Genomic DNA, 11,882 nt, shown 5'->3' on the forward strand with positions numbered 1-11,882 from the left:
CCCAAAGTTACAAGAGGTTATTGTTATCAATCAGTTTGTTTGCTCATAGATTCGACAACCGCTGCTATTTTCTGTGCACTATCTATTACTATTTTTTCTTGCTCAGCTTCAACCATTACTCGTACTACAGGCTCAGTGCCTGATTTACGCAGTAATACGCGCCCTTTATCTGCTAAGCTTTGCTCTACTTCAGCAACTGCAGCGAGCACTTCGGGTGCTTGGGTCGGATCAGTACCGGCAGTGTAACGTACGTTAATCATTTTCATTGGGTACTTAGTAAAACCGGCTCCTAAGTCTTGAAGTGTACGATTTTGTGCTACCATAGCAGCAAGCACTTGTAAGCTTGAGATGATGCCATCACCCGTGCTGATTAAATCTAAATTCAACACATGCCCTGAGCTTTCACCGCCAATTTTCCAGCCTTTTTGCTGCAGCAGTTCCATCACATAACGATCACCGACTTTACTGCGAGCAAAAGCAATGTTTTTTGCTTTTAACGCATTTTCAAGTCCCATATTCGACATAACCGTGCCAACAACACCACCGCCTAAATTGTCATCTTGTGCAGCTTGGCAAGCAATAATATAAACCAAATCATCACCGTCGAATACGCGGCCATTATGATCAACCATCATCACACGGTCGCCGTCGCCATCATAGGCGATACCGACATCCGCTTTGTGTTCAAGTACTTTACGCTTTAATGTATCAACATGGGTTGCGCCACATTCATGGTTAATGTTTACACCGTTTGGCTCACATGCATGGGTGATCACCTCTGCACCAAGCTCTCGCATTACAGAAGGGGCAATATGGTATGTAGCACCATTAGCACAATCTAAAACAATTTTAATTCCTTCAAGGGACAATCCTTGTGGAAACTGGCTTTTACAAAATTCAATATAACGGCCATCAGCGCTAGATAAACGTGTTGCTTTACCTAACTTGTCAGAAGCAACACAGGTCATAGGCTCGTCAAGCATCGCTTCAATTTGTAGCTCTACCTCATCATCTAACTTTAAACCTTGGCCATTGAAAAACTTAATGCCGTTATCATAATAAGGATTATGTGATGCGCTGATCACTATCCCCGCTTCAGCGCGAAACGTTTGCGCTAAATAAGCAACTGCAGGCGTTGGCATGGGCCCTAAAAGAATAACATCAATACCTGCTGCAATTAATCCAGCCTCTAGGGCAGTCTCCAACATGTAACCTGAAATACGAGTGTCTTTACCTATAATGACTTTTTTAGTGCCATGAAGTGAGAGTACACGCCCTGCGGCCCAACCCAATTTCATCGCAAACTCTGGGTTAATAGGACCTTGACCTACTAAACCACGCACACCGTCCGTGCCAAAATATTTTCTTTCTTTCATTTAAAGTACTCCTTGTTTGCAGGCTTGATATACGCCAAGCACATCTGCGGTTTCTTTTACATCATGCACACGAATAATGTGTGCACCGTTTTGTGCGGCGATCAGTGCTCCAGCTAAACTGCCTGCCAATCTATCGTCTGTGTCTCTATTTAATAAATTACCAATCATTGACTTACGCGATAATCCCGCGAGCAAAGGAAGTCCCAATTTTGCATAATCGTTAAATTGAGCCAATATTTGATAATTATGCTTTAGTGTTTTTCCAAAACCAAAACCAGGATCTAAAATTAACTGGCTTTGTTTAATGCCAGCAGCTTCACATGCGGCTATTCGCTGGCTAAAAAAATCGTTTATCTCACCCGCTAAGTCATTATAGTGAGGAGCGTGTTGCATACTACGAGGTTGCCCTTGCATATGCATTAAACACACTGCTACCTCAGGAAACTGTGCAACCACATCGATTGCGCCGGGCTCTTGCAATGCCCGTACATCGTTGACAATATCAGCACCGGCTTCAATCGCTTGGCGCATCACCTCAGCTTTACTGGTATCGATTGAAATAACGCAGTCACTTTGCTCACGAATAGCTTTAATAATAGGAATAACACGCTTTAGCTCATCTTCAAGGCTAACATCAGGTGCGCCTGGGCGTGTTGACTCGCCACCGATATCTAAAATGGTCGCACCATCATCAAGTAATTGTATCGCATGACTCAGCGCGGCAGTTGTATTTAAGAACTGACCGCCATCAGAAAATGAATCAGGGGTAACATTCACGATCCCCATAATCACAGGCTCTGCAAAATCAAGCGTTCGGCCACGCGCAAGGTTAATTTTATTATTCATCGCTAACCTTAATATGTGATAATTTTAGTTATTTACATCAAACTGATACAAAAAAGCCCCGAACTTCGGGGCTTTTGGATATGTTATTTTAACGATTATTCAGCTTTATCATCAAGGTTTGTTTCATCTTTTTTAGATTCATCAGCTGGTTTTTGTACTTCATCAACTGGTTTGTCTTTAGAAACATCTTCTTTTTCTGGTTTAGCTTCATGACGGTCATGCGCATCACGTGGTTCACGTACAGGCTGACGAGCCATTAAATCATCAATTTGCTTCGCATCAATGGTTTCATACTTCATTAATGCATCTTTCATTGCATGCAGAATATCAATGTTTTCTTTCAATATTGATTCTGCACGTTGATAGTTGCGGTCTGAGAATAAACGTACTTCTGCATCAATTACTTTCGCCGTCTCATCAGACATGCTCATAGAGCGACCACCGCCGCCACCCATGTACATCTCACTTTGATCTTCAGCGTAAAGTAATGGACCTAATTTTTCGCTTAAGCCCCACTGAGTCACCATCTTACGCGCAATATCAGTGGCACGTTCAATGTCGTTGCTTGCACCCGTGGTTACTTTGTCTTCACCATAAATGATTGCCTCAGCAATACGACCACCGTAAAGGCTTGAAATCATTGATTCTAAAAGCTCTTTAGAGTGACTAACACGATCTTGTTCTGGTAAATACATAGTCACACCTAGCGCTCGGCCACGTGGGATAATAGATACTTTATAAACCGGGTCGTGCTCTGGCACCATACGACCTACAATTGCGTGGCCAGCTTCATGGTAAGCCGTCATTTCTTTCTCTTGCTCACTCATAACCATGGTCTTGCGCTCAGCGCCCATCATGATTTTATCTTTCGCAGCGTCGAATTCAGCCATACTAACAACACGTTTATTGCCACGTGCAGCATACAAAGCCGCTTCATTTACAAGGTTAGCGAGATCAGCACCCGAGAATCCTGGTGTACCACGTGCAATCACGGCCGCTTCAACGTTATCGCCTAATGGCACTTTACGCATATGTACTTTGAGAATTTGTTCACGACCACGAATATCAGGTAAACCGACCACTACTTGACGGTCAAAACGACCAGGACGAAGCAACGCAGGGTCTAGTACGTCAGGGCGGTTTGTCGCAGCAATAACGATAATACCTTCATTACCTTCAAAGCCATCCATTTCAACAAGCATTTGGTTTAGAGTTTGCTCACGTTCATCATGGCCGCCCCCCATACCAGCGCCACGTTTACGCCCTACCGCATCAATTTCATCGATAAAGATAATACAAGGCGCTGCTTTTTTAGCTTGTTCGAACATGTCACGTACACGTGATGCACCTACACCTACAAACATTTCAACAAAGTCAGAACCCGAAATAGTAAAGAACGGTACTTTTGCTTCACCAGCAACAGCCTTAGCAAGTAATGTTTTACCTGTACCTGGAGGACCGACCATAAGTACACCTTTAGGAATACTACCGCCTAATTTTTGAAACTTAGAAGGGTCACGTAAAAAGTCCACCAGCTCGGTTACATCGTCTTTGGCTTCATCACAACCAGCTACATCAGCAAAGGTCGTTTTGACTTGATCTTCACTCATTAAGCGGGCTTTACTTTTACCAAATGACATGGCGCCTTTTCCACCGCCACCTTGCATCTGACGCATGAAGAAAATCCACACACCAATAAGCAGGATCATAGGGAACCAAGAAATAAAAATGCTTGCTAAAAACGATTGTTCTTCAGGTTTAACACCTTTAACGTTCACATCGCTTTTTAACAAATCATTTAAAATGTCTTTGTCATAAATAGGCATAATGGTTTGAAAACGCTCGCCACTATTTTTTATGCCAGTAATTGTGCCACTACCACTTTCAATGGACACTTCTTGTATAGAGCCGCTACGGGCGTCTTTTACAAATTGACTGTAACTTGTTTGACGATCAACTTGATCGCCGCCATTAAAGCTCTGAAATACTGACATAAGCACTACTGCAATAACCAGCCAGAGTATTAGATTTTTCGCCATATCGCTCAAGGGGTTAACCTCTTGTATCCAATTAATTTAAATTCAACTAAACGCCAAGCAACTGTACTACAGTTTGTATCCAGTCGCTACTATATATACTTCCCGAGAACGGGGACGCGAGGCATCCGGTTTACGTATCTTCACTGCTTTAAAACTATTACGTACATCTTGCAAATATTGATCAAAGCCTTCACCTTGGAATACTTTAACAATAAACGCGCCATTTTTCTTTAAAACTTGGTTGCACATATCAAGTGCAAGCTCAACCAAGTACATGCTGCCTGCCTGATCAACCGAGTTATTGCCACTCATGTTAGGTGCCATATCAGACAATACCACATCTACATTTTTACCATCAATGCGTTTTAACAATGCATCAAGTACCGCTTCTTCACGAAAATCGCCTTGTAAAAAGTCAACGCCCGCTAAAGAATCCATAGGTAAAATATCACACGCAACCACTTGGCCTTTGTCACCCACTTTTTCAGCTAAGTATTGTGACCAACTCCCTGGGGCCGCGCCTAAATCAACAACGGTCATCGCTGGACGCAATAACTTATCTTTGTTTTGGATTTCGTCTAATTTGAAAACAGCTCGAGAGCGCCAGCCTTTTTTTTGCGCTTCTTGAACATATTTATCATCAAAATGTTCTTTAAGCCAACGTTGTGAACTGGCTGACTGTTTTTTATTTGTCATAAATTAACACGCAACTAATTAGTAATATTCTCTAGATGGCGTTAGAATACCCTTAATTCAAGCCATATTCAGCAAAATTTGTAATATCATGACATTATCAAACAAACAAAAGCAGTTTTTAAAAGGTCAGGCGCATAGCCTTAAGCCTGTAGTTTTACTAGGTTCTAACGGTTTAACCGAAGGCGTAGTAGTTGAAATCCAAAGCGCACTAGAAATTCACGAATTAATTAAAGTGAAGGTGCCAACAGACGATCGTGAAACCAAAAAGCTTATTTTTGATGCCATTGTTCGCGAAACAGGGGCTACTAAATTACAGACTATCGGTCATACGATTGTGCTTTATCGTCAAAGCCCTGAGAAAAAAATTCAATTACCTCGTGGCTAATAAGCCATTTAAAGGTAAAACAAAAAAAACCAGCCATTGCTGGTTTTTTTATGCCTGCTTAAAAACCCATTGTCAGCGTTTTAACTTCATAACTATTATTTTCTAGCTTACTCACTAAATAATAATGCCCGTACTGACTCTCATCCATACTTTCAATAGCTTGGTTACTCAATAATGAAGCCAACTGCGGTGTGGTATTACTATGTCCTATTACTACCACAACGCCATTTTGTGCTAATAATTGTTTTTTCAATGTCGTTAGATCAGCAGCATCATAGGTAATAACTTTAATATTATAATACGCGGCTAATGGCGCTGCCGTGCTTAGGGTGCGGTTATAGTTACTGCTGAATAACGTTATGTTTGGATAGGTGTTAACTAACGAAACCAAGTGCTCAGCACGCGCTTGGCCTTGGGCAGTTAGAAATGGATTTTCCCCTGTTTGTTTTTCGCTATGTCGAAACAAGTAAACCTGTTCAGGGGCAGAAAAGGCGGGTTGGCAAATAAGTAATAATGCTATTAACAATGTTTTTATGTGGGCGTTCATTATTGCTTCTCTCGTTTATATACTAATAGGCGATTTATAAACTCAGTTGTAAGCTCATTTATGAGTCCAGTTTCTGCATTTAAAATCAAACTAAAGCCTACATTTAAGTGTGGAAACACAACCAAATCACTGCGGTAGCCTTGCACCCAACCACTGTGGTAATAAAGCGTTTCATCATCATAATCATACACACGCCAGCCTAGCCCATAGTAGGCTTCGTTCATGTGCTCTCGCCATACTCGTCTGTAGCGTTCTTTTTTAGTATGTGTATAAGGACGCGTTTGCGTGGCCAATGCATCTAAGGATAATACCGATGGATATTGCCCTAGTTGCGCATTTAACCAAATAGCCATATCTGACGCACTGGCGTTTACCCCAGCCGCCGGAGCGACTTTATAATAATTCTTTTTCAAACGGGCACTGTACCAACGCTTTTTCCCTCGCACATGAGGGTGTGCGTAGTTACTATCTTGCACCATGGCATCGTAGCCTAAGCTTGCATCGTTCATTTTTAGAGGGATAAAAAATGCGTCATTGAGCCACTGAGTATAAGTTTTGTTGGTGCTTTTTAAAATCACGTCATCAATTAAACTAAACATGACATTTTGATAGCCATAACAGTCACCGGGTTCGCATATAGGTTTTACACTTAATAGCTTTTCTACAATATCGCTATACCCCATTCGCGATTCGATTAAATTATCGTATGCATTCGGTACTAGCCCACTAGAATGGCTTAAAATATGAAAAACCTTTAAATCATCTTTGTAGTCGGTTTGTTTAAATTCAGGAATGTAATGACTAACAGGAAAATACAAATTAAGTTGTTCTTCATTTGCAAGTTTTGCCGCTAACGACCCTGCAAACGTTTTAGATACTGAGGCCAAACGAAACCGAGTGTGTGGATTAATTTTTTGCCCACTGCGCACTTTGGTATGCCCCATAGTATGTATATAGTCACGCGCTTGTGCGTTGACGATGGAAAGCGCTCCGCCCGGAATCTTTTTTACTTTTAGTTTTTTTTCTACGTAGCGCCCATAATTTTTAACAAAAGCTTCCCAGTCAGGATCTGTGCTTGCGCTTGCCTGTAAATGCGTCCCTAAAATACATAAAGCAAAAAAATAAAAGGGTAAGGAGTTAAAATACTTCATTCTTAGCTAATTTTTCTTTTTTAGTCATAATCAGCCTCTATAATATCATGAACTTTTGCTCGGACTAACGTACAATATGTTCGATTAATGGCTTTTGAGTGGATGTAAAATATTTATGCGTTTTTTAGTTGTATCACTTTTTATTGTATTAGCTTCAGGTTGTGCCGTAGTTAAGCAGCCTGCAGAACCTTTAGCAATGCCTGCAAAACCTTTGCTTAAGAGTCAAACTTACCAACTTAAATATGAAACCGAGCATGCTTCACCGAAAGTAAAATCGGTGCAATTACCTGCACATAACATTAAAAAAAATCAGACTGTCAGAGTGATCGTAGACCGTGCAAGTGTCACCGACACATTAGTATCTCAAATTAGCCAAGCACTTAACGATAAACAACTAAAAGTTACCACAACCGATAATAGTGATTACACGTTAGCTATCCATCAAGTTGACCTTGAGTTTATAGATGATGCTAAGTACATCTTAGCGCAGCCAGAAAAACCTTATTCATTGTTTTCAAAAGTAGCACAGCAATTCCCTTCTCAACAATGCGCAAATATACTGGCACAAGTTAGTATGCGCCTTACACACAAAGCATCGGGAGATGTAGTTTGGTTTGCCAAATCATCAATAGATAGTGCAAGCTTTCACCGTGAGCCCCTAATCTATAGCTTTACTGAAGAAAAAAAGATCACTAACGAGTTAGAAGTTGTTGCGTTTATTCATAAACATAATACCGAACAGGCTCGGCTTAAGCGTGCTGAACTTAAAAATGAAGTAACGGCCCCTGCTTATAAAACCATTACTAAACTGAGTCGTTTAACTAAATTAAATGGGCCATGTACACGTACTGAGATCAGCGCATTAACTCCCATGATGCAATTTTACTTAAGCAGTATACTTATCGATAAAATTAAGGTTCAGTAGTTGCAGGACGACCGCTACATTTTTTTACAGATTTAGCCAAGAGTTTGACAATATACTAGGGTCTGTTGACCTTTCAAGGTTAAATTTGCAGCAGTCTGTTTGGTATTTAGGCAAGGCAGCGCCTATGTGGTGTGGTTATTCCCCATAAATAGGCGATAACGCAGCATCAATGCCAAACAGGCGCTGCCCGAAGGGTTCTGCCTAGGGGCGATTTACTCTTTGTTGCTCGGTTTTGACTTAGCCCACTAGGTTACAAACCTCGCGCCGCGATTAAACCGCCCCTAGTTTGAACAAATTTTAATCCGCAAAGGTCAACAGACCCTAGCCTCTTTAGCAAACTCTAATTTAGGTTCCAAGGATGAAGCATTTCCCACAAAGACATTTTTTCCGTTGTGCAGCCTTATTGTTTGCGCTCATTTTTAGTGGCCAGAGCACAGCAAGCAATCGTTACTATGCCGATAACACATTGGAACCCACTACAGGGTTTGCCTGGGACTGGAGTGCAGGAGCTGGTTATTACATAGAAGATTCTTATTTGGTGGGCATGAATTCTTATGATGTTGGCGCCGAGTTAGATTTAAGCCTTGCGGTTTCTTACGATAATTTTTACCTTGATTTTGATCATAATCAACTCAGCGGTGGACTTGTTTTAGGCTATAGCTTAATTAACAAATACGATTGGGGCCTTGATTTATTAGGTACTAATTCGCAAGCCGGGTTTGACGAGCAAGGCTTAGGTATTTATAACGATGGCATTATTGAGCCACTGCGCGGTATCAAAAAACGTAACTATGATTTTGATACTGGCCTTCGATTAACACGTCGATTTGAAAACTCACAAATTTCCCTTGAATACTTACATGACATATCTGGTGCTCATAATGGCTGGGTGGCAAACGTATTTTTTAGTCATATTCAGCCTTGGCGTAATTGGGAGTTTCGCTCTGGTATTGGCCTAAGTGCCTACTCTGCAGATTTTACAAACTATTATTTTGGTATTGATAGCGATGAAGCAAACGCAACTCGCCCTATTTATCAAACCAATGCCAGTACCAGTATTATGTTTGAATTTCATGCTGAATATCCCATTAATCAAGATTGGGTCTTTTTAGCAGGCTGGTTAACGACGTGGTTTTCAAAAGAAATTGATGACAGCCCAATTATTTCCCAAGGATATCAACACAAAGCCAAGGTAGGCGTGCGTTATGTACTTTAGATTTTTTTACTGTTTATTGTTTAGTTATTCAGGCTCTTTGCTGGCAGCCCCAGTGCAAATACCCGCTCAATTGAGTGCAGTACCTGATACCTGTGTGGCCTTACGTGAAGGGCGTCACTGTTACGCCGATGTTGTTTTGTCATGGCAGCAAGTAGAAGTGGGAAATTATTGTCTACGCGATGCCACCTCAAAGTACATTATGCAGTGCTGGCTTAAACAGCGACAAGGTTCGTTTAATTATGCCTTTGACTCAACGCAAAGTATTTCGTTTGAACTATTTGACAGTAATACATCACAAGTCATTGCCGTCACAGAAGTAAAATTACAATGGGTGTATCAAAATAGGCAAAAAAAGCGGCGTTGGCGGTTATTTTAGTCACACACTATAAACATTATGATAGCTAAACATCATTTAGGTATGCGAAGAAAGCTTATGGATAATTACGGTACTATTTTACTGGTTGAAGATGATATTTCTCTTGCACAATGGGTCACTGAGTATTTAACAGAGCAAGGCTATGTTGTACACGTATGTCATCGAGGTGATGAGGTAATAAGCCAAGTAAAACGTTTAAACCCACAACTTATTTTACTCGACATTATGCTGCCAGGGCTTGATGGTATTAGTGTATGTCGTGAGCTACGTAGCTTTTATCATGCCCCAATTATAATGCTTACTGCCCGCGATGAAGAAATGGATGAAGTCATTGGGCTAGAAGTCGGTGCTACCGATTATATAATAAAACCAGTACGCCCTCGCGCATTGCTTGCACGCATTAAATCTGCCTTGCGCTACAGTAGCGACACGCCTAAAACCGATGATCAAGCAAATATGATCAATATCGGTCAATTAAGTATTAATACCGAGTCACGCAACGTTACCCTTAACCAACAGGATGTGAACATTTCAAGCGCAGAGTATTTATTACTGCATTACTTAGCCAGTAATGCTGGACAAGTTGTTTCCCGCGATGCGGTGTTTAAAGCAACCAAAGGCAGGGAATATGATGGCTTAGATAGAAGCGTTGATGTGCTTATTTCTGCCTTGCGTAAAAAGTTTAATGATGACCCACAAAAACCAGAAAAAATTAAAACCATTTGGGGACGTGGTTATTTGTTTGTGACTACAGCGTGGTAAGTTTTAATGCCTAAGTGCTTAAAATAATTAGCGCGATAGTAATAAAAGTCACTTCAATACACCCAGCCTATTATGGAATAGCATCAATGAAAAAGTTTTACATTTCACTACTAGGCAGTGCGCTGCTTTCAATTATTGTTTTAGGTTGGCTTATTGATGCATTTAGCCAACAAGCGCATGCGCCTTTGGATGAGTTTAGCGTACAAAGTCAGATTATTGTCGGGTTAAGTAAACAGCTCACGACACTAAAACCCGATGCTCGCCCACAACAAGTATCAAAGCTCGCCGCTGACTTTGACCTTATACTTAACTACAAATTAAATCAGTCTCTGGCACTGCCCTTAGCGCTATTAGATAAAATGCAAACCCAAGGAGGATTAATACTCGAAGACGAGCAAGGCTTTTATATGCTCTACACAAATGATGAGTTAAGTCCTTATCATTTAACCATGCGTTTAGATAAACCCTATGAGGCCACACAACGAAACGATATTATTTTAACGCTATTATTTTATACTGGCTTATGTGTTTTTATGGGTTTTATTATTACCCCTTTAGCAAAGCGCCTTACGGTGTTAAACGAAGCAGCAAAGCAATTTGCATCTGGTAATGTTAAAGCGCGTATTACCCCCTCTCGATTTACCTATATAAAAGATGTGGAACTGACCTTTAACAGTATGGCGAGTCAAATTGAAAAGCTAGTTGCTGAAAACAAGCTAATGGCCTCCAGCTTATCGCATGATATTAGAACTCCAATTGCTTGCTTACGCTTTGGTGTCGACGCCGCTCTTGATAGTCATGACGAGGGTAAAATAAAGCATTATTTAACTCGCATGGAAACCGACTTAGACCATATGGAGTCAATGCTAAAAAGCTATTTAACGTTTGCTACTTTAGAGCAAAATGCGAATAAGCTTACTTACTCATCAGCAAACCTTAAACAATACCTAAGTGATATTGTATTGCAACTTGAGCCTAGAATAACCTCTCGCTCGCTTAATATTTCTTTAGAATGTGATGATCATACCGTTTATGCTGACTTACATTGGCTGGCAAGAGCAATCACCAACTTAATTAATAATGCCTGCGACTTTGCAAATCACAGCATTCAAGTAACCGCTTCAGTACAAGAACGTTTTCTGGTGGTGAACATCGCCGACGACGGACCAGGCATTGCTCAAGAAAATAATCATAAAGTATTTAGCCCATTTTTTCGTGAACGCAGCCACCGTAATCGCAGTGATAATAGTTATGGCTTGGGGTTAGCAATCGTCGCCAAAGTTGCCGATTGGCATCATGGCACCGTAAAAGTGAGTAAAAGTGAACGGCTCTCAGGCGCCTGTTTCACATTAACCATCGCTCAGTTTGAACATTAATCAACAATGCAAAGATGCTCAATACAGCTGATAAACGAAATATAATTAAAAAAATTGTGCTATTTATAATCAAAATACGCACGTGTTATTTATACAGCTAAATAAAACGCAATAATTGTGCAACAGAGACAAATAAGCACTTTTTATTTAATTATAATTCCAGTAGATTGTCACGGCGTCGAAAAAA

12 protein-coding genes are annotated in these 11,882 nt (G+C 40.8%); 6 read left to right on the forward strand and 6 right to left on the reverse strand.

Going from position 1 to position 11,882, the window contains the following annotated elements; all coding sequences use genetic code 11:
- Positions 1–26: 26 nt before the first annotated feature.
- From glmM to rlmE, 4 genes are all read right to left on the reverse strand, one after another.
- On the reverse strand, positions 27–1,376 hold the full coding sequence (gene glmM / locus ACTRWE_RS12245; protein ID WP_013465496.1) for a phosphoglucosamine mutase: 1,350 nt from the start codon (positions 1,374–1,376) through the stop codon (positions 27–29).
- A complete protein-coding gene (gene folP, locus ACTRWE_RS12250; protein WP_033104100.1) occupies positions 1,377–2,222 on the reverse strand; it encodes a dihydropteroate synthase in 846 nt (281 codons plus the stop codon).
- Positions 2,223–2,317: 95 nt separating this feature from the next.
- On the reverse strand, positions 2,318–4,261 hold the full coding sequence (gene ftsH, locus ACTRWE_RS12255) for an ATP-dependent zinc metalloprotease FtsH (RefSeq protein ID WP_033104106.1): 1,944 nt from the start codon (positions 4,259–4,261) through the stop codon (positions 2,318–2,320).
- Positions 4,262–4,327: 66 nt separating this feature from the next.
- Complete coding sequence (rlmE, locus tag ACTRWE_RS12260) at positions 4,328–4,957, reverse strand: 23S rRNA (uridine(2552)-2'-O)-methyltransferase RlmE (RefSeq protein ID WP_013465499.1); 630 nt, start codon at positions 4,955–4,957, stop codon at positions 4,328–4,330.
- A gap of 88 nt (positions 4,958–5,045) precedes the next feature.
- Here rlmE and yhbY point away from each other — a divergent pair, with 88 nt between their 5' ends.
- Positions 5,046–5,342 (forward strand): ribosome assembly RNA-binding protein YhbY, encoded by a 297-nt coding sequence (yhbY, locus tag ACTRWE_RS12265; RefSeq protein ID WP_008112687.1) that lies wholly within the window; start codon positions 5,046–5,048, stop codon positions 5,340–5,342.
- Between the two features lie 58 nt (positions 5,343–5,400).
- Here the strand turns inward: yhbY and ACTRWE_RS12270 are convergent, their stop codons facing one another.
- Positions 5,401–5,889, reverse strand: a complete 489-nt coding sequence (locus tag ACTRWE_RS12270) for a SixA phosphatase family protein (RefSeq protein WP_033104099.1) — start codon at positions 5,887–5,889, stop codon at positions 5,401–5,403.
- Positions 5,889–7,040, reverse strand: a complete 1,152-nt coding sequence (locus tag ACTRWE_RS12275) for a serine hydrolase domain-containing protein (protein WP_033104098.1) — start codon at positions 7,038–7,040, stop codon at positions 5,889–5,891. The genes ACTRWE_RS12270 and ACTRWE_RS12275 overlap by 1 nt, the downstream gene beginning before the upstream one ends.
- A gap of 115 nt (positions 7,041–7,155) precedes the next feature.
- On the opposite strand from ACTRWE_RS12275, the gene ACTRWE_RS12280 reads away from it, so the two are divergent.
- From ACTRWE_RS12280 to ACTRWE_RS12300, 5 genes are all read left to right on the forward strand, one after another.
- A complete protein-coding gene (locus ACTRWE_RS12280; RefSeq protein ID WP_013465502.1) occupies positions 7,156–7,965 on the forward strand; it encodes a hypothetical protein in 810 nt (269 codons plus the stop codon).
- Between the two features lie 358 nt (positions 7,966–8,323).
- Positions 8,324–9,181 carry a MipA/OmpV family protein gene (locus ACTRWE_RS12285; protein ID WP_024602061.1) on the forward strand — a complete coding sequence of 286 codons (858 nt, stop codon included), beginning with the start codon at positions 8,324–8,326 and terminating at the stop codon, positions 9,179–9,181.
- Complete coding sequence (locus ACTRWE_RS12290; protein WP_016899250.1) at positions 9,171–9,557, forward strand: DUF3019 domain-containing protein; 387 nt, start codon at positions 9,171–9,173, stop codon at positions 9,555–9,557. The genes ACTRWE_RS12285 and ACTRWE_RS12290 overlap by 11 nt, the downstream gene beginning before the upstream one ends.
- Before the next feature lie 57 nt (positions 9,558–9,614).
- Positions 9,615–10,319 carry a response regulator gene (locus ACTRWE_RS12295; protein WP_028834012.1) on the forward strand — a complete coding sequence of 235 codons (705 nt, stop codon included), beginning with the start codon at positions 9,615–9,617 and terminating at the stop codon, positions 10,317–10,319.
- 86 nt (positions 10,320–10,405) lie between these two features.
- Positions 10,406–11,695, forward strand: a complete 1,290-nt coding sequence (locus ACTRWE_RS12300; protein ID WP_462880092.1) for a HAMP domain-containing sensor histidine kinase — start codon at positions 10,406–10,408, stop codon at positions 11,693–11,695.
- The last annotated feature ends 187 nt before the right edge of the window (positions 11,696–11,882 follow it).

The sequence above is a fragment of the Pseudoalteromonas sp. G5_S1_54_S4 genome, assembly GCF_054968565.1.